Origin of the sequence: Lentilactobacillus parabuchneri DSM 5707 = NBRC 107865 (genome assembly GCF_001435315.1) — a bacterium.
Classification (GTDB): Bacteria; Bacillota; Bacilli; order Lactobacillales; family Lactobacillaceae; genus Lentilactobacillus; species Lentilactobacillus parabuchneri.
The window spans coordinates 70,254-95,856 of record NZ_AZGK01000001.1 but is presented as its reverse complement, the minus strand read 5'-3'; the positions used below and the strand labels follow the sequence as shown (position 1 = coordinate 95,856).

The window sequence follows — 25,603 nt, the reverse complement described above, 5'->3', positions numbered from 1 at the left end:
CCCTCCAAGTAATAATGTATTATAGTGTTCGTTTATCGGTGATCTTAACGAAAATATCGCCAACAAACTGAACGATGAAAACAAATAAACAGATAATCACGGTAGCGACCAGGGTCACCGTGTTATTGCTGGCCTGAAAACCATCTTGATAAGCGAGGTTTCCAAGTCCGCCGGCCCCAATTGCACCGGCCATTGCAGTATACCCAATTAACGAAATGGTGGTGACGGTTGCGCCGGCAATCAACGCTGGCTTACTCTCAGGAATCAAGACCTTGGTAATGACGCCCCAGGTCGTTGCCCCCATTGACTCGGCTGCTTCAAGAACTCCGGCATCCACTTCACGGAAATAAGATTCAACCATCCGTGCGTAAAATGGCGCTGCAGAAATAATTAATGATGGCAAAGCGGCCCGTGGTCCAATGATTGTTCCGGCCAGCTTCATGGTAATCGGCAATAACAAAATGATCAAAATGATAAACGGAATTGATCGGAAAATGTTAACAAACAAACCCACAATCCAATTTAAAACTTTATAGCCGATTCCCGGTTTATTGCGGGTCTCATATAAAATTAAGCCAAGAATAATGCCTAGAATCACGATCACAATCATTGAAACCAGCGTCATCCAAACCGTTTCCCAAGTCGCCGACATCATCGATCCCCAATCAACATTGTGGAATTGAAAGTAAGATTTGAATCCAGTTGTACTACCCATGATGAATCACCTCCGTTTCAACTCGTAATTTTTTAAGATAAGCCAAGGCATCGTTAATTTGACTCTCGGCCCCAACAAATTGGAGATCCAATGACCCAAGTGCCCCCTCCTGTGTTTGATGAATCGCACCGGAAATGATGCTGACAGTCAAATCAGGAAAGTTCTTAACAACATCTGAGACAATGGGCAACTCCGCTTGAGGACCATGAAAGACGAGTCGGATAATTTGGCCGTCCGGATACTTTTTGACCAATTCATCAAGGGTCATAGTGTTGTCACTTTGTTGTGGTGTGAATTCCTCACTGACAAATTTCTTGGTAATGTCTTGTTGTGGGTGACGGAAGACTTCAAACACCGATCCGGTTTCAACGACTCGACCACTGTCCATGACGGCAACCCGCTCACAAACCTTAGCAATGGCGTGCATTTCATGCGTAATTAAGAGAATGGTCAGGTTCATTTCCTTGTTAATTTTTAGGAGGAGGTCCAGAACTTCATTAGTCGTATCCGGATCCAATGCACTGGTAGCTTCATCAGATATCAGGATGGTCGGTTCGTTTGCCAAGGCTCTGGCGATGCCGACACGCTGCTTTTGGCCACCGGAAAGTTCGGATGGGTACGAGTGCTCACGACCTTCCAGTCCAACCAGCTTGATCAGTTCTTCGGCCCGTTTGAGGCGTTTATCCTTGGGCACTTTAGCAATTTCCAAGGGTAACGCAATGTTGTCAAGAACGGTTCTCGACCATAACAAGTTAAAATGTTGGAAGATCATGCCGATTTTTTGCCGTTGCTTTCTGAGTTGATGACCATGCAGCTTGGATACGTCTGTTCCGTTAATATCAATTTCGCCGGTGGTTGGCGCTTCCAAGCCATCTAACATCCGCACCAGCGTACTTTTACCGGCTCCGGAATATCCGACAATTCCGAAAATCTCACCATCGTTAATGTCAATATTCACGTCGTTTACGGCTGTCAGACCGCCATCTTTGGTGCTGTATTGCTTGGACACGTTTTTAAATCGAATCAAATTGTTCACCCCTTAAGTATAAAAAAAGCTTTTCGCCTATCTGTAAATCGCTTAGGACTTACAAAAGGACGAAAAGCTTCGCGGTACCACCTTTATTCACCATCATCTCTCAACAATGGCCTTATCGAGTATTGTCATACTCAACGAAATAATGGTCGTTACCCATTACCGGCTTGCCAAAGCTCACCGATACATTTTTAATCAAGACCATCTTCGAAAATCGTTGCTGACCCGCTCTCACCATGCCGGGCTCTCTTGACAGCTTCTAATTATCTACTCATCTTGTAATTTTTTCTTCATCAAACTATTAGATAGTCTACCTAAAATTCACTTAACCGTCAAGAACTTTTACTTTTGAATTTTAGCGATCCATGAAGTTGCTTTGTCACTGCCATTCAAAATTGAAGGGTCATTGACGGCTGCAGTATTAACTTCAGTCACTTTTCCAGCAACTGGGCTTGGAATATCTGAAACGGCTTTGTCAGCTTCAACGTTTAATAACGTATCGCTTGTGCTTAATTCAGCACCAACTTTGGGAAGTGAAACAAATGTGATGTTTCCTAATTCCTTTTTGCCATCGTCAGTTAAACCAATTGTCACAACACCATTATCTTCTTCAGTCCAATAATATTTTGTATCCATCATTATTCCACCTTTTTATGAAAATTCTTTGTCTTCACCAAACATATAACTCTTATTATGATACTGCATCGACATAATTAATCCAATCCCAATCATGTTTCCAATTAAGGCCGATCCCCCGGCACTTACAAATGGTAGTGGAATACCGGTCAATGGTAATAGCCCGATACTCATCCCAACATTTTCAAACACGTGGAATAAAATCATCATGATGACACCAGTGGAGATATATGCGTAAAAGACATTTCTAGTATCGAATGTAACCTTTATCATTTGATAAATCAACAGAAAATACAACAAAATTAAAATACAACTACCTACGAAGCCAAAATTCTCACCAATAACGGAGAAAATCATGTCTGATTCCCGAACTGGTACGTACACGTGTGACTGATTAAACCCAGTCCCAAAAATGCCACCGGATCCAATGGCTTTCATACTTTGCCAAAGCTGATATCCCTGGTTTGACGTATCTGATGACGGATGCAGCCAGGTATCAACCCGGGCAAATTGATAGGCTTGGAACCCAAATTTTTCCAGCAGATGCCGCCCCGACTCGGGAATAACCAGGGCTAAGACCGTCCCCGCTAAGCCAAAAATCGTAATCGCTGACGGCAGGATGATTTTCCATGTGACACCGGAAACGATAATCAAGCCACCTAAGATAGCAAAGAACACCAACATTGTTCCGAAGTCATTTTGAAGCTTCAGCAGCACCGCAATCGGCAACGTCCACAACAACATTTTCCCAATCAGCAAGAAATCACTTCTCACTGTTCGAATTGGGTAATTATCATTGTGTGAGACAATGACCCGCCCCATCATCAAGATGTAGGCAGGTTTCATGACTTCAGACGGCTGAAACGTTAAACCGAAAAGTGAAAACCAGCTTTTGGCACCGGTGTTAACGTAATAGGCTCGACTATACAAAACCAAAACGCTGGCCAAAAGGGCAATGCCAAGCCAATAAGTAATTGGTGCCACTTTCCACAGCTGTTCGGAATCAAACTGCATGATAATCACCACAGCAACAATTCCGATCACGTACCATACTAATTGAGAAACAACCTGTTTCAAGACGCTGGTAGCACTTGAATCATGGGTTGCAGCGACGTAAATCGACGCCAACCCGATCAGTGCCAACATCAAGACACAGAAAATAATTCCCCAGTCTATCCGAGATTCGTCATCCTTAGAGGTTCTTCGACTGGTATCCAAATTAGACCCTCCTCATTCAAGATCGCCAAATTAATGGTGAAGATGAAAATCCTTTATTAACTGTGTCACACCCTCATCGAAAGTTTTGACATGAAACGCTTCGTCATGGGTGTTAACAGCTTCAAACTTATCCTCGCTCAATTGTTTAATTGAACCGATCATTTTTTTACTGATAAACAATTCGGAGATCGCATCTCCATTTGAATCCGTTCGATCTTTAATTTCAACGTTAATACTTTTATTTGCTTTACTCATCATATTCTCCTTGTTCAAAGATCATTTCAGGTGCATGGATTGACGATAATCGTCCCGTGCTTCCTTATTCCTAAAAATTGTGAAGTGATCAGGAACCGGATCATAGCCGCCCTTAACAAACGGGTGGCAACGAAGGATCCGAGCGATGCCCATAATGGCTCCCTTAAACGCGCCATGCTTATTTAAAGCCGTTACCATATAAGTACTGCAAGTTGGGTAATAACGGCACGTGGGCGGAAATAAGGGCGAAATAAACCGCTGATAACCATGAACAAGACCAATCAGAATTTTTTTCACTTTGACTCCTGTTATTTTTGTTCCTTAGCTTTCAATTTAGGGTTCTTAATATAGTGCTCCAACAAAATCCCGGCACCTTTGGCAACGTTATCCAATGGATTTTCGGAAATAATCACTGGAACTGTTAGTGCGTCCGCAATCACAGTATCAATATTTCGAAGTAGGGCCCCACCACCGGTGAGCATAATCCCACGATCAACAATATCTGATGCTAACTCAGGTGGAATCACTTCCAAGACTTCTTTTGCACCACTGATAATCAACTGAATCGTGTCATTAATCGCCTCGGCAATTTCATTGCTGTCAATCGTAATGGCTCTTGGCATTCCAGAAACGGCATCACGGCCACGAACTTCCATCGTTTTAACGTCGGTATCATCCTTCTTGGCAGTTCCAATTTCGATCTTAATCTTTTCGGCAGAATGTTCACCAATAATCAAGTTGTGCTTTTGCTTGATATAAGTGGCAATCTCACTATTCATCTTGTCTCCGGCAACTCGAATTGACTTGCTGGCAACAATATCGCCTAGCGAAATAATGGCGATATCACTAGTCCCACCACCCATATCAATGACCATATTACCACGCGGCTGGAAGATATCCATTCCAGCACCAACTGCGGCAACTTTTGGCTCTTCCTCAAGATAAACCTGTCCACCGCCGGCTTTTTCAGCGGCCTGCATAATGGCATTTCGTTCAATCTCAGTAACGTTGGTCGGTGCACAGATCATGATCTTTGGCTTGGACATGAATCCTTTAACATCCAACTTATTGATGAAGTATGTCAGCATTTCTTCAGTAATATCAAAGTCTGAAATAACCCCATCCTTCAATGGGCGAATGGCGCGAATGTTGCTTGGCGTTCTTCCGACCATCCGGTATGCTTCGGAGCCAACAGCCAAAACCTTGCCAGTTCTGGTGTCGACTGCAACAACTGATGGTTCGTTTAATACTATTCCCTTCCCGGCAACGTAAATGAGTACGTTGGCAGTTCCTAAATCGATTCCAATGTCTTTTGCCATCTGTGTACTTCCTCCTGAAAAACTTTAATCTCAAAAAATAATTATAACACATAAAAGTTGCGTTTCTAATAAGACTGAAGACAATAAAAGGTTGAGATCAATTACGATCCCAACCCCTTTTTTCTAAGAACGATTTTTAAGTGATTGATTCAAAACGATCGAATCATCTTCAATATTAACACGTTTAATTTCGGCACCTAAGCTGGCCAACTTCTTATGGAAGTCGTGGTACCCACGATCCAAATATTGTAAGTTGGTAACAGTGGTATAACCGCTGGCTGCCAAGCCGGCAATGACCAATGATGCAGCAGCTCGTAAATCGGTTGCGGCAACTTCGGCCCCATTAAAATCTGTCGGGCCATCCATCACAACCGTCCGGCCGGAAATCGTATACTTCGCATTCATCCGACGAAGCTCTTCCATGTGCATAAAGCGATTTTCAAACACAGTCTCAGTCATCGAACTACTACCTTCAGCCGTTAGCTGCAAAATCGTCATCTGTGGCTGCATATCGGTTGGAAAGCCTGGATGAGGCATTGTCTTAACGTCAACCGGCTTGAGATTGTCATGGCCGATGACACGAATGCCTTCGTCACTTTCGTCAATGGTGACACCCATCTCACGCATTTTGAGAATCAATGGTTTATTGTGCTCTGGAATTGCGCCTTCAATGAAGACATCACCTCGAGTGACTGCTGCAGCAATCATGAACGTTCCCGCCTCAATTCGATCTTGAACAACTGCATGATCGGTCCCGTGAAGTTCAGGAACGCCTTGAACACGGATTTGTTCAGTTCCAGCGCCGACAACTTTAGCCCCCATCTTGTTCAAGACGTTTGCCAAATCAACGATTTCAGGTTCCCGGGCGGCATTTTGAATCACCGTGCGGCCCTTTGCCAAAGTTGCTGCCATCATAATATTTTGGGTAGCACCGACACTTGGGAAGTCCAAATAAATCTCAGCACCATGCAATCCCTCGGGAGCATTTGCCTCAACATAGCCATCATGCTGCTCAATCGTTGCACCCAATGCTTCAAAGCCCTTTAAATGAAGGTCGATTGGTCGAGAACCAATCGCACAACCACCAGGCAATGCTACTTTAGCGCGCCCTAAACGCGCCAATAGTGGCCCCATGACAACGATTGAAGCACGCATCTTGGACACGTACTCAAATGGCGCTTCACTGGACAGATCCGTTGAAGCATCAAACGTAATTTCGTTTTGATCTTCGTTAAAATCAACTTTCACGTTCAAGAAACGCAATACCTTATTCATGGTATATACGTCAGACAACAAAGGAACGTTTGAGATGACTGTCTTTCCTTCACCTGCAAGAATTGCAGCTGCTTGAATCGGTAAAACAGCATTCTTAGCCCCGTCAATATGTACTGTCCCCCGAAGTGGATTTCCACCATGTACAATAATTTTTTCCACAAGAACGCCTCCTACATCACTTAATTAAATACATTAAATTTTGAATATTAAATATTACAGAGAGGAAAAATGAACTGCAGCCGTACCCAATCGCAACTGAAACAAGTACGATTAACAATTTCCCCGGCATAGCCCGCAATGGGATATAACGCTCGATGTGGATTTCCTGAACACTCCAAAACGCCATAGCGATAAACAAAAAGTATGTAATCAATGTAATTAGCGCCTGAATGCCAATTGAATTCATTTGAGTCTCCCCCAATTCATTGACAACTATATCATAAAGACGCGAACTTGTCCCAACTTTTCGGTTTGTTTTTTTGAAATATAAGTCTTACTCGCTATATAACAGGGGATTATCATTCGTCCACAGTAATAAAAAAACGAAAAACAACCAATAAAACGCAAACATAAATATTTGGTTCACAAACAAGATAACGAAATTTTACCTTGAATCCGCCATGAATTCAAGAATTAGAACTCAAACTAAGTTGAGAAACGTTACAGCTATGTCTTGGGTGCAAAAAAAGCTGCGGCTTGATTAAATTCAAGCAGCAGCTTTTGAACTATCCTATTTAGTTTCCGAAATTCAAATCAAGATCTGATTACTTTCCGGCAACGTTAATTCGATTGATCGCACGACGAAGGGCAACTTGAGCACGGTCAAGAGCAGCTTTATCCTGTCGTTGACGGGCTTCTTCAATACGCTGTTGCGCATTTTTCTTTGCCTTTTCAGCACGTGCAATGTCAATGTCATTTTGAGTTTCGGCACTATCAGCAACGATTGTTGCAACATTGTTTGAGAATTCGAGAAAGCCGCCGTTGACAGCAATATCGTCTTCCTTGTCGTCGTATTTGACTCGCGTCTCATCAACGTCAAGTGTCGCAATAATCGGAACGTGGTTTGCCATAATTCCTAGTTGTCCCGACTGTGTTGAAACAACTATCATACTAGCAGTATGCTCGTAAACTTTTCCATCGGGAGTCACGATACTAACGGTAATAACTGAATTATCAGCCAATTAGAATCCCTCCTTAGTTTGCGGCACTCTGCTCTTCAGTTTGTGTTTCCTGCTTCATCTTCTTGGCGTTCTCAATAACATCCTCGATTGGTCCGCAGTTACGGAAGGCATCTTCTGGAATGTCATCATACTTACCTTCAAGAATTTCTTTGAAGCCTTTAACAGTGTCTTGAACGGACACATACTTACCAGGTAAGCCGGTAAACTGTTCGGCAACAGAGAAACTTTGAGATAAGAAGAACTGAATTCGACGAGCACGGTTAACAATCGTCTTTTCCTCGTCTGACAATTCATCCATACCAAGAATTGAAATAATATCTTGCAGTTCACGATATCGTTGCAGCACATGCTGAACTTGGGTCGCAACCTCGTAATGTTCCTCACCAACAATGGCAGGATCCAGCGCTGAAGACGTTGAAGCCAACGGATCAACGGCTGGATAGATACCTTGTTGCGTTAATGAACGTTCCAAGTTGGTTGTGGCATCCAAATGGGCAAATGTTGTGGCAGGAGCAGGGTCGGTATAATCATCGGCAGGCACATAAACGGCCTGGATCGATGTAATGGCACCCTTCTTGGTTGACGTGATTCGTTCCTGAAGTTGACCCATTTCAGTAGCCAATGTTGGCTGATAACCAACGGCTGATGGAATTCGGCCAAGCAAAGCAGAAACTTCTGAACCAGCCTGAGTGAATCGGAAGATGTTATCGATAAACAGCAAAACATCTTGGCCTTCACGGTCACGGAAGTATTCCGCAATCGTTAAACCAGTTAAGGCAACACGCATACGTGCACCAGGAGGCTCGTTCATCTGACCATAAACCATGGCCGTCTTTTCAAGAACTCCTGAACCTTTCATTTCGAAGTACATATCGTTACCTTCACGAGTTCGCTCACCAACACCGGTAAATACAGAAATACCATTGTGTCCTTGGGCGATGTTGTGAATTAGCTCCTGAATCAAAACGGTTTTACCAACTCCGGCACCACCGAACAATCCAACTTTACCACCACGAGTGTATGGTTCCAGTAAATCAATCACTTTGATTCCTGTTTCCAGGATTTCAGTTGATGGATTCAATTCATCATACTTTGGAGCTTCGCGGTGAATTGGCCAACGCTCTGCGTCTGGGCCAAATTCTGGGCCGCCATCAATTGGATCTCCGAGAACGTTGAATACTCGGCCAAGAGTATCTTTACCAACAGGCACACTAATGGATGATTCGGTATTTTCAACGTCCATACCTCGACGAAGACCGTCAGTTCCATCCATCGCAATAGTCCGAACAACGCCGTCACCCAAATCAAGGGCAACTTCGACAACAAGATCCTTGTCGTCGCTTTCGTGAATAACTAAAGCTGTGTTAATTTCTGGTAATTTATCGTTCAAGGAGAATTCAACGTCGACAACTGGTCCAATAACTTGTATAACTTTACCAGTACTCATGTTAGTTAATTCCTCCATTCAAATCTTTTCTATTGACTAAGAGCCTCTTGACCACCAGTAATTTCGGTAATTTCAGTCGTAATTGCGGCCTGACGAGCACGGTTATACTGCAATTCCAATGAAGAAATCAAGTCATCAGCATTATCAGATGCCGACTTCATTGCAGTTGAACTCGAGGCATGTTCTGAAGTCTTAGCGTCAAGGATTGCACCATAGACCAAGCTTTCAGAATATTGAGGCAAAATAACATTCAAAACTTCTTTTTCCGATGGTTCAACGTCATATTCGGCACTCATTGGTTTAACTTCGATATCTTGACTGGCAGCTGATGCAATTGCTTCGTCATCAATGGGAAGCATCTTTTCAGCCCGAAATCTTGATATCAATCGGTTAACGAAATGTTCGTAGCAAACATATAATTCATCAAATTCACCCTTACCGTACATCGATGTGACCATCTTAACGATTTGGCGAACCTCATTAAATGTTGGAACATCGCTGACACCACGATATTCGTACGAAACGTTATCTCCACGCTTTTTGTAAAAATCAGAGCCGGTTCCACCAACAGCCAAAATTTGATAGTCATTCGAACCCGAATGCTTCTCAATAAATTCGTTGGTTTCGCGAATGACGTTGCTATTATAACTACCAACCATGCCACGATCGGATGTGATAATTAAATACGCGCTTCTCTTAGTCTTAGACTGATCATTGTCAGCTGAGTGACCTGAGGATTTCTTTAACCCATCCAAAATGTGAGATTGGGCTAAATGTAATACAACAGATTTGATTTGGCTTGCATATTCCGCATAACTAACCGTATGCTTTTGGATCTGGTTCAGTTTTGCCTGAGAAACCATTTCCATGGCATTCGTAATTTGTCGCGTCTTCTTAGTAGAAGTAATCCGATGTTTAACATCGTTCAGCGAAGCACCCATGTAATCTCACCCTCCTTAAAACTAGTCATTCGAAGCAGCTGATTGATCATCATTTGATTGTTGATCATCTTGTTTGCTTGGTTGGAACGTCTTTTCAAACTCTTTAATTGCGGCATCCAATTTTCCTGATTCAGGTAATTGGCCAGTCTTAACGATATCATCCAACAAATCTTTATCATTTTGATCAAAGTAGTCAAAGATTTCGTTTTGATATCTCAAAATATCGTCAATGGCAATCTTATCCAAGAAGCCATGAGTCAAGCAATAAAGAATCACAACCTGCTTTTCAACAGGAATTGGAGAATGAAGCGGCTGCTTCAAAACTTCAACAGTTCTGGCACCACGGTTCAACTTGGATTGAGTTGCTTCATCAAGGTCAGATCCAAATTGAGCAAATGATTCCAGTTCGTGGTATGAAGCAAGGTCGATACGCAAAGTACCGGAAACCTTCTTCATTGCCTTAACCTGCGCATCACCACCAACACGAGAAACAGAAGTTCCGGCATCAACGGCTGGTCGAACACCAGAATAGAAACTGTCGGCGTCCAAGAAGATCTGTCCATCAGTAATGGAAATAACGTTGGTTGGGATATAAGCGGAAACATCCCCTGCTTGAGTTTCAACGATTGGAAGAGCAGTCATTGAACCGCCACCCAACTTGTCACTCAACTTGGCAGCACGTTCCAATAAACGTGAGTGGGTATAGAAAATATCACCAGGATAAGCTTCACGACCTGGAGGACGACGAAGAATAAGTGATAACTCACGGTAAGCATCAGCCTGTTTTGATAAGTCATCATAGACAATCAAAACGTGTTGACCCTTATGCATGAAGTATTCACCCATCGTAGCGCCGGCATATGGTGCAATATACAGCAGTGATGCTGGTTCGGATGGTCCGGCTGAAATAACAGTCGTGTAATCCATTGCGCCATACTTTTCTAAAGTACTTACGGCAGTACGAACAGTTGATTGTTTCTGTCCAATCGCAACGTAAATACATTTCATGTTTTGACCCTTTTGGTTCAAGATTGTATCAATGGCGATTGAAGTCTTACCAGTTTTACGGTCTCCAATGATCAACTCACGCTGACCTCTACCAATTGGAATCAAAGAATCGATCGCTTTAATACCGGTTTGTAGTGGTTCAAAAACAGATTGACGATCCATAACACCTGGTGCTTTATGTTCAATTGCTTTGTGATCGTCGGCCTTGATAGGGCCCTTTCCATCGATTGGTTCACCGAGTGAATTAACAACTCGTCCAATCATATCGTCCCCAACAGGAACTTCCATAATTCGGCCGGTTCTCTTTACAGAGTCACCTTCACGGATATCTGTGTCATCGCCTAAAATCATGATACCAACATCATTGGTTTCCAAGTTTTGGACCATTCCATAAACGCCGTGGCCGAAGTCGAGCAACTCCCCAGACAACGCGTTTTCGAGACCATGAGCACGAGCAATACCATCACCAACATATGTAACGATACCTGTTTCTTCAACGTCGAGCTCGTTCTTATAGCCTTGTAACTGTTGCTTAATAAGAGCACTGATTTCCTCAGCTTTAATGCTCATAAGTTTCACCTCTTTAAATAGATATCGTTAGTTCAACAATAATTCCTTAACTTTATTAATTCGAGTCTTAACACTGCCATCGATAATCACATCGGACGAACGGATCACAATTCCGCCGATTAATGATTGATCAACTTTAGTATCAAAAATCGCCTTTACAGCGCCAACTCGTTTTTCGAAAGCCTTGGCCAAGCGATCAAGCTGATCGTCATCAAGCGGGGAAGCCGAAACAACCTCTGCTCTGACAATCTTCTTGTCGTCTTCGTAGATTTTCTGAAATTGGTCAATAATGTCCAAAATTTGTGGAAATCGACGATAACTGCCAACAACTTTAAGAAAATTATTAATAAAATCTGATGCATTTTGGGTGATAGGAGCCAGTAATGATTGTTTCTCATCATCTGCAACTCGAATATCATCGAGAATATCAATCAACTTTGGATTAGCAGCAAAAATTTTTCGTAGTTCAATCAAATCAGCATAGCCGGTTTCAAGTTCATTAGAATCACTAAGAACTTCAAACATGGCTTTTGCATATTTTTTTGAAGCGCTCATATTATCTAATGTCATTTCTGCTTACCCAACCCTTCAATGTAAGAGTCTACAAGTCCTTTTTGATCATCTTCGTTTAATTCTTTTGAAATAATCTTGGATGCAATTTCAATAGAAAGGCTTGCCACATCTTTTCGAGAATTAGCCAAAGCTTCTTGTCGCTGTTGTTCAATATCCTTTTCAGCAGAACTCTTAAGATTAGATGCTTCATTTCGAGCATCTTCAACGATTTGTTCTCGTTGTCTTTGTCCAGTCTGTTTTGCATTGTTAATAATTCCATTCGCGTCATCACGAGTCTTATCTAATTCAGCCTGACGTTTTTGAGCAAGTTCAGCTGCCTTTGTCCGTGATTCTTTGGCGGAATCAATATCATTAACAATTTTATCTGAACGGTCTTGCATCATCTTCGTAACTGGCTTCCATGCAACAAGTTTGATCAACCACATTAATACAAGAAATGTGAGCATGACAAACAGCATATCACCAACATAAAGCTGAGCTCCAACTACTGAATATGAAAACATCAATTGGCACCTCCTTCTTTGTGTATTTGACTAAACTAGTAATTACTTGTTCATAACTAGTAAAGCAACAACGAAGGCGATGATAGGCATAGCTTCAACCAAACCAACACCGATGAACATGTTACTACGAAGTTGTCCGGATAATTCTGGCTGACGTGCCATACCTTCCAACATCTTTGAAATTAAGATACCATCACCAATAGCTCCACCAATAGCGGCACCAGCCATTGCAATACCTGCAGCAATTGCTCCCATAATTAAAAATCCTCCTTAATAGTCTCCAAAATAGTTTTACTAATCTTCCAGCTCGAGCTTTCGTGAAATATATACGGATGATAACGTCACAAAAACGTAGGCTTGAATACATCCAATAAAGACTGAGAAACCTGTCCAAGCCAGCTCAAGGATGAATGACACAATCCACATAACTGCTCCACCATGCGACATACCAATAATGATCCCAAGAAGCATTTCACCTGACAGGATGTTACCGTAAAGTCGCAATCCTAACGTCAGGAAATTTGTAAATTCTTCGAACAAGTTAATTGGTAAGAATAATACGAATGGCTTCAAATAATTTTGAAAATGTCCCTTATAACCTAATTTACGGATTCCCAAGAATTGGGCAAGCGTTAAAGTCATAAGTGCCAAAGTCATTGCAACCACCGGGTCAGAAGTTGGACTTTTGACATATGTTACACCAGAGATATCGATATGCAAAAAGAGTCCTTGCAAGTTCGCAACAATGATGAACATAAACAATGTAAATCCCCATAATCCAAGGGTTCTACTTGTTTCTCCGGAAATTGAGCTTCGGACAATACCATTAGTAAAGTCTACCGCAAATTCTAATACATTCTGTGCTTTGCCCGGCTTCAAAGTTAGATGCCTCGACAACGCATACACAAGGACTAAAACGACAACGCAGGCTAATAAGATTGAAATCATATTACCGACATTAAATGTCAGTCCTAAGAATTCAAAAGTAGAAGCAGCAGAATCTCCCACAAAATCTCACCTCTTTCCTCGATATAATCACGCATGCAAATCAATCTGGTTTTGGTCCAGAAGACAATAATACCAAAGTGAAACATTGCGATGGTAATGAACACAGAGCCGTGTTCAAATACAACTGAAATCATACCACCAATCATTCCAAAATTCAAAACAATATTGACACGGGCGTTGCCTTTAAACAGTAGGCTGGACGCACATATCCGACACCCGGTTCCTTTACTGAACGTGAATCACGTTGAGTCGCTTAATGATTTGGTCATCAAAATTAAAATTCTTTGTTAATGACGACAAAAGGCTGAAAACAAAATTGATATTTGCTTCAGCCCCCTTCGCTATTTCGTCCCAAACAAACGGTCACCGGCATCACCGAGACCAGGTACGATATAACCTTTATCATTTAATTTTTCATCAAGCGCAGCGGTATAAATATCAACATCCGGATGTGCTTTTTCAAGTGCCTTAACACCTTCTGGAGCGGCAACCAGGCAAACAAACTTGATGTTTGAAGCTCCACGCTTCTTCAGCGCGTCAATCGCCATGATGGAAGAACCACCGGTGGCCAACATTGGATCGACAACAAAAATCTGACGTTGATCAATGTCTGAAGGCAGCTTCACAAAGTATTCGTGAGGTTCAAGTGTCTTTTCGTCACGATACATCCCAATGTGACCAACCTTGGCAGCTGGAATTAAGTTCAGCATGCCGTCGACCATTCCAATTCCTGCTCGCAAGATTGGAACGATGGCCACTTTCTTTCCAGAAATTTGTTTGGCGTGTGCAATGCCTTCCGGTGTCTCAATATCAACATCTGCCAGCGGCATGTCACGAGATACTTCAAACGCCATCAAAGTCGCAATTTCGTTGACGATTTCCCGAAATTCTTTTGTACCGCAATTTTTGTCCCTGATCAGCGATAATTTGTGCTGAATCAGTGGATGATCCATAACTTGAAACTTACCCATTATATTCCCACTCCTTTTTGTATTCCGAAATAATTGTATCACATATGTGGTCGGGAAAAGCATACAAAAAGGCTTGAAACCCCAATTAGTTTCAAGCCTCATAAATTTATTGATTGATCGGATGATCAGCCGTTAATTTTTCAACTTTGGCAGAGACATCCTGCAAGTTCTTTTCATCAGTTGGGTTGTCGATCACCTGCAAAATGAGGTTGGCAACTTGACGCGCATCGTCTTCTTTAAAGCCGCGTGTTGTGATGGCTGGCGTTCCCAACCGCAACCCGCTGGTCTTCGAAGGTGGCAATGGGTCGTTTGGAATGGATTCTTTGTTGGTTGTAATGTGAACCGAATCCAATACGTTTTGTAACTCTTTTCCGTTTAATGATGTCTGGGTGAGATTGATCGTCATCAAATGATTGTCCGTTCCGCCGGTCAAAACAGAAACCGTCTTGGAATTCTCAAAGACTTCCGCCATCGCCTGGGCGTTTTTGATCACTTGTTCACCGTACGTCTTAAATTCAGGTTGTAAATCTTCATAAAATGCTGCAGCTTTTCCGGCAATAACATGTTCCAAAGGACCACCCTGACTGCCCGGAAAGACAGCAGAATTAAGCTTCTTAGCATACTTTTCTTTTGCAAGAATCAAGCCGCCACGAGGACCGCGAAGCGTCTTATGAGTGGTGGTGGTCACAACGTCGGCAACGGGCACTGGACTTGGATGCAAACCAGTTGCCACAAGGCCGGCAATATGTGCCATATCAACCATCAAATAAGCACCAACGGAGTCGGCAATCTCGCGGAATTTTTGCCAGTCGATGATTCGGCTGTACGCAGAAGCACCGGCAATAATCAGCTTAGGCTGCACGATTTGGGCAATCTTGGCCACCTCATCGTAGTCAATCAGCTGCGTCTTTGGATCAAGTCCGTATGAAAATGAATCATACAATTTTCCTGAGAAGCTGACCTTGGCACCGTGGCTCAAATGGCCGCCGGCATCCAAACCCATCCCAAGAATTCTGTCTCCAGGCTTTAAGAAGGCAGCGTATACTTCCTGGTTCGCCTGGGAACCTGAGTGAGGCTGCACGTTAGCATATTCTGCGCCAAATAATTCCTTGGCACGGTCAATTGCCAACTGTTCAACGACATCAATGTACTCACAGCCGCCGTAATATCTGCGACCCGGGTATCCTTCGGCGTACTTGTTGGTCAGTACGGAACCCTGAGCGGCACGAACAGCGTTTGATACGATATTCTCAGACGCGATCAGTTCGATATTATGTTCCTGACGGTTCTCTTCATTGGCAATTGCATCCCAAAGTTCTGGATCCTGCTGTTTATAATCGTAGTTCAACTGCAACACCTCACTAATTTATTTGGTACAAATAAATTATAACTGCTTGAAATGCATTTGCCCAGCCGATTTGTTCAATCGATTCATATAAGCTTCGCCAATCCCCTCAGGGTCAATGCCTTGCGTAAAGATAATTTTATACTCGGGGTGATTATCAAAATCCCGTAATTCCGCAAACAAATCGTGAGCGGCACTTTTAGCATCACTGCCCAGTGAAATGACGTCGGCGTTATCCGGCCAGTTAATGGTTTTAATCACGTGATCAAACGCCATGACCCCCACTGGTTGCGGATGGGACTTGATCCAGTCCACCACGTCGTGCCAGTCATCGTCCGGATCGACAATGTACACCTGGGCGGCCGGTGCATAATGCTTGTATTTCATTCCGGGGGCCTTTGGCGTTTGTTTCGCGCCAACATGATGCAACTCGTCAATGACCGGTCTGTGGATCACTGACTCGATGTCTTCTTTAGTGACCGCACCGGGTCGTAAAATTGAAGGTGTGTCAACTGACATATCCAAAATAGTCGACTCAACGCCAACCGTTGTCGGCCCGCCATCAACGATCGCCGCAATTTTGCCATTAAGGTCATGGTAAACATGCTTGGCGGTTGTGGGACTTGGCTTGCCAGAGGTGTTGGCCGATGGTCCGACAATTGGTACCCCAGCCTTGGAGATCAGGTCAAGGGTCGTTTGATTATTTGGAAATCTGAACGCCGCGGTGTCAAGTCCACCGGTAACGGTTTTTGACAACGCATTCGGCTTTAACTTGAAAATCATCGTCAATGACCCTGGCCAAAACTGTTGGATCAAATGACGTGCCTCATCGGAAAGCGGCTGCACAAATTTTTCAACCATTGAAACGCTTGAGACCGTCACAATCAAAGGATTGTCGCTCGGACGTCCCTTAGCAGCATAGACTTTTTTAACGGCCGCCTCGTTGGTGGCATCCGCACCCAATCCATACACCGTTTCGGTGGGAAATGCGACCAACTCCCCCTTTTTGAGAAAATCAGCAGCTTGGTCCAGTTGGGTTGCTTTTAAGACTAATGTTTCCATATTATATAACCTTCATTTCTTTACTTGAATCATCCGTTGGTGTCCTGCAACGTCATGTTTGCCAATCACCTTCGCCTTTGGCAGCGCGGCTTGAAAAATATCACTAACGGCTTTTTCTTGTTTAAAGCCAATTTCCAAAAATAGTCGGCCATGGGCAGTTAAGTGCGCGTCGGCTCCGACAGCAATTTTCCGGTAAACTGCCAATCCCTCATCAGCGGCATAAAGTGCCATGTCCGGCTCACTTTTAATGACGCTGGCATCCATATAGCGCTTTTCGTCGTATGCAATATAGGGTGGGTTTGACACAATGATGTCAAATTGTGACGAAATCCGGGCAAAAACATCACTGAGAATAAACTGAATATCTGCCTGATTTTGACGGGCATTTTCCATCGCGACTTCAAGGGCCGCCTCTGACAGGTCACTTGCAGTTACCTGCCAGTTGGGGCGTGCTTTTTTTAACGCAATCGCAATCGCCCCGCTGCCGGTCCCAATATCCAAGACACTGAGATGATCAGCCGTGGCTTCATTTAAAACCCAGTCAACCAGTTCCTCGGTTTCCACGCGGGGAATCAACACATCCGGCGTCACCGTCAATGTGCTGCCATAAAAATCAGCCTTGCCCACGATATACTGTGGTGGCGTTCCGGCTTCAAGCTTGCTGACTGCCGTTTGGAATTCCAGCCACTGTTTGGCGGGCATCTTTTGCCGATACCGAATTAAGAGGGCCGTTGGACTTAAATCGAATAATTTTTCCAATAGGAAATCGACGTCGTACATATCAACGTCCGAAATATCTTTAATACGAAAAGAAGCCCACTTTCGGGCTTCAAAGTAGGTCATTTCTGTTCGATTATTCATTGGTCAAGTTCTCAAGCTTTTTGGCCTGATCAGAAACAATCAGCGCGTCAATGATTTCATCAAGTTCACCGTTCATAATCCGATCCAATTTATTTAAAGTCAATCCGATTCGATGGTCAGTAACCCGATTTTGCGGATAATTATAAGTTCTGATTCGTTCAGAACGGTCACCCGTTCCAATGGCTGACTTCCGCTCGGCATTGTATTGATCCTGTTCCTGTTGAGAATAGTAATCATAAACCCGAGCCTTTAAAATTTTCATCGCTTTGGCACGGTTTTGCTGTTGGGAACGTTCATCCTGCATGGCCACCACAATTCCGGTTGGCAAATGGGTCATTCGAACAGCAGACGATGTTTTGTTAATATGCTGGCCACCGGCACCGGAAGAGCGGTAAACATCAACTCGAATGTCCTTTGGATCGATATCGATGTCAACGTCCTCTTCTTCAGGCATGACCCCGACGGTCGCAGTTGACGTGTGGACCCGGCCGGCCGATTCGGTAACTGGCACCCGTTGAACCCGGTGGGCGCCATTCTCATATTTAAGCTTCGAATAAACCTTGTTACCGGTAATCATCAAGACGATTTCCTTGAAACCACCAACTTCGGTTTCATTTTTATCAATAATCTCAACTTGCCAGCCCTGACGCTCAGCGTACTTGGAATACATACTGAACAAATCGCCGGCAAACAAACTGCCTTCATCCCCACCGGCAGCTCCGTGAATTTCCATGATGATGTTTTTGTCATCGTTAGGATCCTGTGGCAGAAGCATCACTTTCAGTTCGCTTTCCAATTTTTCCTTTTGGTCGGTAAAGTCAGAAATCTCGTCTTTAACCATTGTTTCGAGATCGGGATCATCAATTTTGTCTCGAAGCATTTCCTTATCGTCATCCAATTGTTGGGTAACCTTTTGGTACTTTTTATACGCCGCGACCGTGTCACGTAAATCTGCTTCCTCTTTTGAAAGCTTCATAAACTTCTGAGTATCAGCAATCACTTCCGGATCACTAATTAATTCGTTAAGTTCATCGTAACGATCGACGACTGATTGTAATTTGTCGAAAATTTCGTCCATTTAATATTCCTCACTTTGTTACTTGATAGGTGGATTATAGTAATGCTTCCTGCAGACCGGATAATATGATTCGTTGCCGCCCATTTGAATCTGCTCACCCTCGTATACCGGGCTGCCATCATGAAAGCGGAGATTCATGATGGCTTTTTTACCACAGAACCAGCAAATGGTCTTCATTTCTTCTATCTTATCCGCATACAACAACAGATATTTTGAGCCTTCAAACAGATTGTTTTGAAAATCATTTTTGAGTCCGAACGCCATCACGGGAATATTGAGCTCATCAACAATTTTTGCAAGTTCCAGTACGTGCTTTTTAAGTAAAAATTGTGCTTCGTCGATCAAAACGCAGCTGGAATGGGGATTCAACTCTTGAACCAAGTCAAAGACGTTTGTGTTCTCGTGAATGGGTTCCGCCTTTCGTTCCAAGCCAATCCTTGATTCAATCATCCCGTGCTTTTCTCGGGTATCCACCGCACTGGTCATAATGATAACACTTTTGTGCTGCTCCTCGTAGTTGTGAGCAACCTTGATGATCTCGATTGTTTTGCCGCTGTTCATCGCGCCATAACGATAAAATAGTTGAGCCAAAATATCCACCTTTTTCCTTAAGAGCTTCTCTTCCATTATACAGAAAAATAGTTGAAAATCGATAATAATGAGAAAATTAACGTTGAGCCTCATTTTTGGCCCAGAAATTTTTAGTGAAGCTTTAAGCTGTGAGCGGATGTATGTTCAAACCCTTTGGCATATGCTAAACTTAATGGTTGATTAGTATCAATATGTCCTTCACTAAGGGAGTAAATCTTATGTCATTAAAAAGCGCAATTGCGACTGCAGCTGGTCGGTCGTCATACTGGTTCTTACACACGTTCTTGAAGGGTGGCAGTTCGCTGCCTGGTAAAATTACCAAGCGACTGGATCCGGATATTTTAGCAACCCTTGGCAATCATTATGACGTGATTGTCATTACGGGAACGAATGGAAAAACCTTGACGACGGCACTGACAGTTCAAGTGTTAAAAGAAAAATACGATAATATTTTAACCAACCCGACCGGCTCAAACATGGAGCAGGGAATTATTACCACATTCCTTCACGCACCAAAAGCAAAGGGAAAACGACCGCTCGCCGTACTGGAAGTCGATGAAGCAAACGTCATCATGGTCACAAAGTACATTAAACCAAAAGCCTTTGTGTTCACCAATATCTTCCGTGACCAAATGGACCGCTATGGTGAAATTTACACCACTTATAATAAAATTTTAAACGGTGTTGCCCTTGCCCCCAACGCGACGATTATTGCAAATGGTGATGCGCCGATTTTTCATTCCAAGCAACTGCCAAATCCGATCGTGTACTATGGGTTTGATAACCAAAAAGATGGCGACATCAAGGCAACCCCCAATACGGACGGTGTCTTATGTCCCCAATGTCAACATGTGCTGCACTACCACTTCATCAGCTACTCAAATCTCGGCAAGTACTTCTGTCCCAACTGTGGCTTTGAACGGCCTGAGTTAAACTTCGCTTTGAACAAGATCACTGAGTTGACACCCAAGTCGTCGAGTTTTGAAATTGACGGTGAACCAATTAAAATTGAAATTGGTGGTGTGTACAACATTTATAATGCACTCGCTGCTTATTCGGTTGGACGATTCATGGGGGTCTCTCCTGCCCAAACCAAGAAGGCATTCGAAACCGGAAAACAAATTTTCGGTCGTCAAGAAGAAATCAACGTCAACGGGAAGTCGGTAACGCTGATTTTGGTTAAGAACCCCGTTGGTCTCAATCAGGTCATCGATATGATTTCAACCGACAAAGATCCGTTCACGTTTATTGGCCTGCTGAACGCCAACTATGCTGACGGAATTGACACCAGTTGGATTTGGGATGGTGAATTTGAACGGCTGCCAAAGATGAATATCGAACAGTTTATTACCGGCGGTGAACGATATAAAGACATCACTTACCGGCTTCAAGTTGCGGGAGTCGACCCGCAAAAACACTTGGTAGAACCTGATTTGGATAAAGTTGTTGAAATGATTCCAAATGCCCCTACCAAAAAGGTTTATATCCTCGCAACCTACACGGCTATGCTACACTTAAGAAAAGTATTTGCGGCAAAGGGCTTTATCAAAGGAGGAATGGGATAATGGCATACTCACTTAATGTCTGCCACCTTTATGGCGACTTAATGAACACTTATGGTGACCTGGGAAATATCCTGGTTTTAAAGTATTTGGCCGGTAAAATGGGTGTTAACCTGACCTCTGAAGTCATCAGCTTGGGACAGGAGTTTGACCCCGACAAGTATGACATTGTGGTTTTTGGCGGCGGCCAGGATTTTGAACAATCAATTATCTCAAAAGATATTCAAACCAAAAAACAGGCCCTGACTGGTTTTATTGAAGACGGCGGGTCAGTGGTCGCAATCTGTGGCGGCTATCAACTGCTTGGACACTACTACATTGGTGCCAACGGCGAAAAGCTGATGGGAATCGGTGCTTTGGATCATTACACCGACAAGCAAAAGGACCACCGTTTCATTGGCGACGTTGAAATTGAAAATGAAGAAACTGGTGAGAAGTACCACGGTTTCGAAAATCATCAGGGAATTACCTTCTTAGGTAAAGGCGAACGCCCCCTTGGTAAGGTTTTGAAGGGCCATGGTAATAACGGCCAGGATCACACGGAAGGCGCAATTTACAAAAACGTATACTGCACGTATTTCCACGGTCCAATTTTGGCGCGGAATAACGATATTGCCAAACACGTGTTGATGAATGCATTGAAGCGCAAGTATCCGGATGCCGATTTAACTTCTCAAGAAGCACTGAAAGTTGGCGCCACTTTTTAGAAAGCTGACACTACGAAAATTTTACACAATCGAAAAGGAGTTGCCTTCGAACGATACGGTTCGTTGGCAACTCCCTTTTTTGTATTTAGCAATTATTGGTTGGCTTCTGTAATAAACGTTCGAATCAACTCGCTTCGAGACGGTAAAAACATCTTGTTGCCAGGATCTGGATGAACCCGATTAGATAAGAAAATTAACGCCGTGTGGGCAACGCGGTCAATCACCATCAACGTCCCCGTGTAGCCAGTGTGAAGAATGTATGGATGACCAGCGTAACTTCTTAGAATCCAGCCAAACGAGCGATTGTTCATATGACCGGGCGTCTGATCGACAAACAGTTGGTCCAACCATTCGTCTGGAAGAAAATCCGGATATTTGACATCCCCTAAAAGCCAACGGGAAAAATGCATCAAGTCCGATAATGAGTCAAATAATCCCGCGGAGCCACAGTCAGCGCCTAAAATCCGCGCTTTTGGATCATGGACAGTCCCGCGAATTAAGCCCTGACCTGGAATATTTTCAGTTGGGACCACATTTGTGATATCTTGAGGGTGAAAAGTGGCCTGCCCCAATTCCAACGGCTCCAAGACATAATCGTTAATCAGTTCCTGAACGGGTTTCCCCAACACCTTTGTTGCGATCCAACCCAAGAAAATAAAGTTGTAGTCCTGATAGTGAACGACCTTCCCAATATCCGGCCCACTCTTCAATTGAAGCAGTGCCGACATTAATTGATCCTTTGGCAGCTGGTTTCGATTGGGGATATACCCAACGATATCTGACGTATGGGTCAATAAGTGGCGAATCGTTACTTGGGGTGACTGCCACTCGGGAAGATAGTCGCTTAACGATTCGTCTAAAGAGATCTTGCCGGTTACAAGTAACCTTAAAATTAGATTGGTTGTGCCAACGACCTTGGTTAACGATGCCAAATCGTATAGTTCTCCAGGATGCAAAGCAATCCGATGAGGGACTAATTCCTGTTGGCCAAAATAATCGGTGATCTCTTCATCGTTGTCAAGGATTCCAAAGCTGACCCCGGGGACGATCCCAGCGTCGACAAATTGATGCATTTTGGCAATTGTTTTTGAATATTTCATCAAGGATCTCCCTCGTTTCTTAGACGCATTAATGGTTTTAATTTTAACGCTAAACGCTTTTGGGATAAAGTCGCCTCAAATCCAGGCAATTACGAAAAGATGCCCTTAATCAGGCTAGATTTGGTACAATTAGAGGGTAAACGGTTCACAGATTGGAGGAAATAAACGTGGCAAGTAACTCAGACACAATTTATCACGTTCTTTCATATATTAAATCCCACCCGGACAAAGTCGAAACCAAGCGTGATGTTTATGACAACGTTGTCGAAATGTATCTGGATGACGATGTTAAACTGGGCAATCCGGAAATTTACTTTCCTAAACAACGCTTGATGGTTAATTTGATGTCACCGGATTTTATGTCGATGTACAGTGACTTACTGGACTTTTTTCATGACCAGACTAAAGTGAAAGATGCCAGTTATCATGAGCTGTGGGTCACAAGTTCCCACCTTGTTGATAAGCACAAGTATTTAATCGATCTGTCGTTTGAATAAGCGCAAAAGCAAGGAGGAAATTTGATTTGATTAGTCAGTTATTCGATGTAATTACCAAGCTGTCGTCTTATGCGATGGTCATTTTCTTTGCGATGTTTGTGTACTTCAAAACGACCGGTAAGAAGGGAAAGTATCCTTACGGCAAATATGCGTTAATTTCATTAGTGTTAATGGCCGTCTTTGGGACGCTTTTTTTCAACACCCCACAGGGCAAAAATGTGATTAAAAAGGGGAATGCCGAGCAGGAAGCCCGTACGGAAAAAAAGGCTAAATCAAAGCAGCAAACCCCCACGAAAACAACAAAGGCTTCCGTCAAACAAACCCTGAGTACAACTAGAACACTGTTGTTTGTTCACCAGACCAAGTTCAGCTCACGTGGGCAGGTCGCGACCATTGAAGTCACCGATAAGCGGGATACAAAAGAATCATTTCGCTTAACCACGATCGCAATTTTAAAAGCCATTAAGAATTCCAAGTACCAGCAATTCAATGAGTTTGAAATTGTTTTTAATCGAAACGTCGGCAATGGTCAAAAAAAGACAATTGTGAAGTCGACCTTTAAGAAATCAACACTTCAGAAGCTGAACCTAAAGACACTTGAAACCAATCAACTGCGGGATAAAGCTGACACATATTATGAAAGTAAGTAATCAAAAACGACGGTGACCGGACTATTCACCGCCGTTTTTGTATCATGCTTGAGTAATTTGATAACTTTCATCAATCAGATCACAAATTTGTTTTTCTGGCACCTGGCTTAATCGGACGGATAACCAGTTGCTTTTATTCATATGATACGCGGGCAGGAATCCGGCGGTGCCTTGGCGAAGCTCAACTTCCTTCGGGTCAAGCTTGATGTCCATAATTTCTTCACTGCCATCGCCTTCAAGACCGAGTTGACCTCTCTCAACCGTCATTAATAATCCATACCATTTGCGGTTGTCCTGATGCCTCAGTACAGCATAACTGGGATATTTCTTCCACATAAATTCCGGTGTTGTTTGATACTTATCTTTGACGTATGCTTCAACTTCTTTTCGTTGCATTTTGCACCCTCCCCGATTTCATTAGTGTCTTTACAATAACATTGATGGTGGGAAAAGAAAAAGCTGCTGAAATTAAAATAGTTGCTTTGTTTCTTTTAGAGCAATAAAAAAGCTCGGTTTCACAGGACATCAATAGCCTGTAAAGCCGAGCGAACGTTCATTATTGGGTATACTGGGGTCGAACCAGTAAATTACGGATTCAGAGTCCGTTGCCTTACCATTTGGCGAATACCCAATGAATATCACAACTAAATATATTATAGATTTTTCCGCCTTTTGTCAACTCCGGATTTGTAATTGCTTTGTTGACAAACATGGGTAAGTTCGATATTATATTATAGTGAGTTTGAAAGCATTGCCCGCTGGTCAAACTGGTTTAAGACGTCGCCCTCTCAAGGCGGAGTTACGGGTTCGAGCCCCGTGCGGGTGATAAGGAACAAGATAAGGCTGCTAAGCGTTGCTAGAATAACGTTTAGCAGCTTTTTTGTTGTGTCCAGAATTCATTCTGTTTGAGATCGCAGAATGTCTGCATTGTCCTCGAATTCAACATCAAATACAAATAATTCAAAATTTTTTCGGATATCTATTTTGCCGGTACAAACTATGCGACTTTGACTTACCGCCTTTGTCCTTTATATTAAGCATGCAGAAAATAATCGTCCTGATGTTTCATAGTCGGCTCATTCATTTCAAAAAATTTCCTATACACTTTTTCATAATTGTCTAGAGGAATCTCACCAAAGCATATTTCCATCCGGTAAATTGGTTGCGTGGTATCATAAAACCAACAACTTTGAGGAGGTTCATGATGGAATTAACTGATACTGACTATGAAATTTTAAAGGCAATTTATACTGGACGCGTTTCCTCTGGGACACCCGTTAACCATTTTGTTGATTACTGTGATAACGTCATTGGCGGTGATCCAAAGCCACTGGTTGAAGCTGGTTATATCGAAACCGAACATAACGAAATTAACGGCTTAACCGAAAAAGGCACCAAGGCTTATGAGGAACATGCTGCAAAGGAAGCACAAAAATAACAATCAAATAGAGGCTGAGATAGGAGCATTTGCTCGTGTCCCAGCCTCTGTTTTCTTTT

General features: G+C 43.1%; 31 protein-coding genes and 2 tRNA genes. 6 read left to right on the top strand and 27 right to left on the bottom strand.

Annotated features, from left to right (window positions below; all coding sequences use genetic code 11):
* Positions 1-19 precede the first annotated feature (19 nt).
* From FC51_RS00560 to FC51_RS00450, 24 genes are all read right to left on the bottom strand, one after another.
* Positions 20-715 (bottom strand): methionine ABC transporter permease, encoded by a 696-nt coding sequence (locus tag FC51_RS00560; protein ID WP_057909322.1) that lies wholly within the window; start codon positions 713-715, stop codon positions 20-22.
* On the bottom strand, positions 708-1,742 hold the full coding sequence (locus FC51_RS00555) for a methionine ABC transporter ATP-binding protein (RefSeq protein ID WP_057909323.1): 1,035 nt from the start codon (positions 1,740-1,742) through the stop codon (positions 708-710). Before FC51_RS00555 ends, FC51_RS00560 begins: the two co-directional genes overlap by 8 nt.
* 121 nt (positions 1,743-1,863) lie before the next feature.
* A complete protein-coding gene (locus FC51_RS12745; protein WP_420911853.1) occupies positions 1,864-1,986 on the bottom strand; it encodes a hypothetical protein in 123 nt (40 codons plus the stop codon).
* Positions 1,987-2,090: 104 nt separating this feature from the next.
* The gene (locus FC51_RS00550) at positions 2,091-2,384 is read right to left on the bottom strand and encodes a glycine cleavage system H family protein (RefSeq protein WP_057909324.1); all 294 of its coding nucleotides are present in this window, start codon (positions 2,382-2,384) and stop codon (positions 2,091-2,093) included.
* A 15-nt stretch (positions 2,385-2,399) separates the two neighbouring features.
* On the bottom strand, positions 2,400-3,602 hold the full coding sequence (locus tag FC51_RS00545) for an FtsW/RodA/SpoVE family cell cycle protein (protein ID WP_057909325.1): 1,203 nt from the start codon (positions 3,600-3,602) through the stop codon (positions 2,400-2,402).
* 30 nt (positions 3,603-3,632) lie between these two features.
* Positions 3,633-3,857 carry a DUF2969 domain-containing protein gene (locus FC51_RS00540; RefSeq protein WP_057909326.1) on the bottom strand — a complete coding sequence of 75 codons (225 nt, stop codon included), beginning with the start codon at positions 3,855-3,857 and terminating at the stop codon, positions 3,633-3,635.
* Positions 3,858-3,878: 21 nt separating this feature from the next.
* Positions 3,879-4,154: a membrane protein insertion efficiency factor YidD gene (yidD, locus tag FC51_RS00535; RefSeq protein WP_057909327.1), complete on the bottom strand. Its 276-nt coding sequence runs from the start codon at positions 4,152-4,154 to the stop codon at positions 3,879-3,881.
* Between the two features lie 11 nt (positions 4,155-4,165).
* On the bottom strand, positions 4,166-5,176 hold the full coding sequence (mreB, locus tag FC51_RS00530; RefSeq protein WP_057909328.1) for a rod shape-determining protein: 1,011 nt from the start codon (positions 5,174-5,176) through the stop codon (positions 4,166-4,168).
* 123 nt (positions 5,177-5,299) lie between these two features.
* Positions 5,300-6,610 (bottom strand): UDP-N-acetylglucosamine 1-carboxyvinyltransferase, encoded by a 1,311-nt coding sequence (murA, locus tag FC51_RS00525; RefSeq protein ID WP_057909329.1) that lies wholly within the window; start codon positions 6,608-6,610, stop codon positions 5,300-5,302.
* A 16-nt stretch (positions 6,611-6,626) separates the two neighbouring features.
* On the bottom strand, positions 6,627-6,857 hold the full coding sequence (locus FC51_RS00520; protein ID WP_057909330.1) for a DUF1146 family protein: 231 nt from the start codon (positions 6,855-6,857) through the stop codon (positions 6,627-6,629).
* 358 nt (positions 6,858-7,215) lie between these two features.
* On the bottom strand, positions 7,216-7,632 hold the full coding sequence (locus tag FC51_RS00515) for a F0F1 ATP synthase subunit epsilon (RefSeq protein ID WP_057909331.1): 417 nt from the start codon (positions 7,630-7,632) through the stop codon (positions 7,216-7,218).
* 13 nt (positions 7,633-7,645) lie between these two features.
* Positions 7,646-9,079, bottom strand: a complete 1,434-nt coding sequence (atpD, locus tag FC51_RS00510) for a F0F1 ATP synthase subunit beta (protein WP_171031883.1) — start codon at positions 9,077-9,079, stop codon at positions 7,646-7,648.
* A 29-nt stretch (positions 9,080-9,108) separates the two neighbouring features.
* Positions 9,109-10,020, bottom strand: coding sequence for a F0F1 ATP synthase subunit gamma (locus tag FC51_RS00505; protein ID WP_057909333.1), 912 nt, complete (start codon positions 10,018-10,020; stop codon positions 9,109-9,111).
* Positions 10,021-10,041: 21 nt separating this feature from the next.
* Positions 10,042-11,598 carry a F0F1 ATP synthase subunit alpha gene (gene atpA / locus FC51_RS00500; protein WP_057909334.1) on the bottom strand — a complete coding sequence of 519 codons (1,557 nt, stop codon included), beginning with the start codon at positions 11,596-11,598 and terminating at the stop codon, positions 10,042-10,044.
* A gap of 27 nt (positions 11,599-11,625) precedes the next feature.
* The gene (atpH, locus tag FC51_RS00495; protein ID WP_057909335.1) at positions 11,626-12,168 is read right to left on the bottom strand and encodes an ATP synthase F1 subunit delta; all 543 of its coding nucleotides are present in this window, start codon (positions 12,166-12,168) and stop codon (positions 11,626-11,628) included.
* On the bottom strand, positions 12,165-12,674 hold the full coding sequence (gene atpF / locus FC51_RS00490) for a F0F1 ATP synthase subunit B (protein ID WP_057909336.1): 510 nt from the start codon (positions 12,672-12,674) through the stop codon (positions 12,165-12,167). The genes atpH and atpF overlap by 4 nt, the downstream gene beginning before the upstream one ends.
* Before the next feature lie 42 nt (positions 12,675-12,716).
* Positions 12,717-12,929 carry a F0F1 ATP synthase subunit C gene (gene atpE, locus FC51_RS00485; RefSeq protein ID WP_008858078.1) on the bottom strand — a complete coding sequence of 71 codons (213 nt, stop codon included), beginning with the start codon at positions 12,927-12,929 and terminating at the stop codon, positions 12,717-12,719.
* A gap of 39 nt (positions 12,930-12,968) precedes the next feature.
* Positions 12,969-13,682 carry a F0F1 ATP synthase subunit A gene (atpB, locus tag FC51_RS00480; protein WP_057909337.1) on the bottom strand — a complete coding sequence of 238 codons (714 nt, stop codon included), beginning with the start codon at positions 13,680-13,682 and terminating at the stop codon, positions 12,969-12,971.
* Between the two features lie 341 nt (positions 13,683-14,023).
* Complete coding sequence (upp, locus tag FC51_RS00475) at positions 14,024-14,653, bottom strand: uracil phosphoribosyltransferase (RefSeq protein WP_057909338.1); 630 nt, start codon at positions 14,651-14,653, stop codon at positions 14,024-14,026.
* A gap of 106 nt (positions 14,654-14,759) precedes the next feature.
* Entirely contained in the window at positions 14,760-16,010 is a 1,251-nt protein-coding gene (gene glyA / locus FC51_RS00470; protein ID WP_057909339.1) for a serine hydroxymethyltransferase, read from the bottom strand.
* 27 nt (positions 16,011-16,037) lie between these two features.
* Positions 16,038-17,060 (bottom strand): L-threonylcarbamoyladenylate synthase, encoded by a 1,023-nt coding sequence (locus FC51_RS00465; protein ID WP_057911121.1) that lies wholly within the window; start codon positions 17,058-17,060, stop codon positions 16,038-16,040.
* A 12-nt stretch (positions 17,061-17,072) separates the two neighbouring features.
* The gene (gene prmC / locus FC51_RS00460) at positions 17,073-17,921 is read right to left on the bottom strand and encodes a peptide chain release factor N(5)-glutamine methyltransferase (protein ID WP_057909341.1); all 849 of its coding nucleotides are present in this window, start codon (positions 17,919-17,921) and stop codon (positions 17,073-17,075) included.
* Positions 17,914-18,999, bottom strand: a complete 1,086-nt coding sequence (gene prfA, locus FC51_RS00455) for a peptide chain release factor 1 (RefSeq protein WP_057909342.1) — start codon at positions 18,997-18,999, stop codon at positions 17,914-17,916. Before prfA ends, prmC begins: the two co-directional genes overlap by 8 nt.
* 18 nt (positions 19,000-19,017) lie before the next feature.
* Positions 19,018-19,590, bottom strand: coding sequence for a thymidine kinase (locus FC51_RS00450; RefSeq protein ID WP_171031882.1), 573 nt, complete (start codon positions 19,588-19,590; stop codon positions 19,018-19,020).
* A gap of 218 nt (positions 19,591-19,808) precedes the next feature.
* On the opposite strand from FC51_RS00450, the gene FC51_RS00445 reads away from it, so the two are divergent.
* Both FC51_RS00445 and FC51_RS00440 read left to right on the top strand, forming a co-directional pair.
* Complete coding sequence (locus FC51_RS00445) at positions 19,809-21,155, top strand: Mur ligase family protein (RefSeq protein ID WP_057909343.1); 1,347 nt, start codon at positions 19,809-19,811, stop codon at positions 21,153-21,155.
* On the top strand, positions 21,155-21,859 hold the full coding sequence (locus tag FC51_RS00440) for a type 1 glutamine amidotransferase (RefSeq protein WP_057909344.1): 705 nt from the start codon (positions 21,155-21,157) through the stop codon (positions 21,857-21,859). Before FC51_RS00445 ends, FC51_RS00440 begins: the two co-directional genes overlap by 1 nt.
* A 92-nt stretch (positions 21,860-21,951) precedes the next feature.
* On the opposite strand, the gene FC51_RS00435 is transcribed toward FC51_RS00440, so the two are convergent.
* Positions 21,952-22,959: a serine hydrolase domain-containing protein gene (locus FC51_RS00435; RefSeq protein WP_057909345.1), complete on the bottom strand. Its 1,008-nt coding sequence runs from the start codon at positions 22,957-22,959 to the stop codon at positions 21,952-21,954.
* 167 nt (positions 22,960-23,126) lie between these two features.
* Between FC51_RS00435 and FC51_RS00430 the strand changes: the two genes are divergently transcribed.
* The gene (locus FC51_RS00430) at positions 23,127-23,456 is read left to right on the top strand and encodes a hypothetical protein (RefSeq protein ID WP_057909346.1); all 330 of its coding nucleotides are present in this window, start codon (positions 23,127-23,129) and stop codon (positions 23,454-23,456) included.
* A gap of 26 nt (positions 23,457-23,482) precedes the next feature.
* The gene (locus FC51_RS00425; RefSeq protein ID WP_057909347.1) at positions 23,483-24,106 is read left to right on the top strand and encodes a hypothetical protein; all 624 of its coding nucleotides are present in this window, start codon (positions 23,483-23,485) and stop codon (positions 24,104-24,106) included.
* Positions 24,107-24,148: 42 nt separating this feature from the next.
* Here the strand turns inward: FC51_RS00425 and FC51_RS00420 are convergent, their stop codons facing one another.
* A complete protein-coding gene (locus FC51_RS00420) occupies positions 24,149-24,502 on the bottom strand; it encodes an MmcQ/YjbR family DNA-binding protein (protein ID WP_057909348.1) in 354 nt (117 codons plus the stop codon).
* Between the two features lie 163 nt (positions 24,503-24,665).
* Positions 24,666-24,737, bottom strand: a tRNA-Gln gene (locus tag FC51_RS00415).
* Between the two features lie 121 nt (positions 24,738-24,858).
* Here FC51_RS00415 and FC51_RS00410 point away from each other — a divergent pair.
* Positions 24,859-24,932 (top strand) — tRNA-Glu (locus tag FC51_RS00410).
* Between the two features lie 378 nt (positions 24,933-25,310).
* Positions 25,311-25,544 (top strand): hypothetical protein, encoded by a 234-nt coding sequence (locus tag FC51_RS00405; protein ID WP_057909349.1) that lies wholly within the window; start codon positions 25,311-25,313, stop codon positions 25,542-25,544.
* The last annotated feature ends 59 nt before the right edge of the window (positions 25,545-25,603 follow it).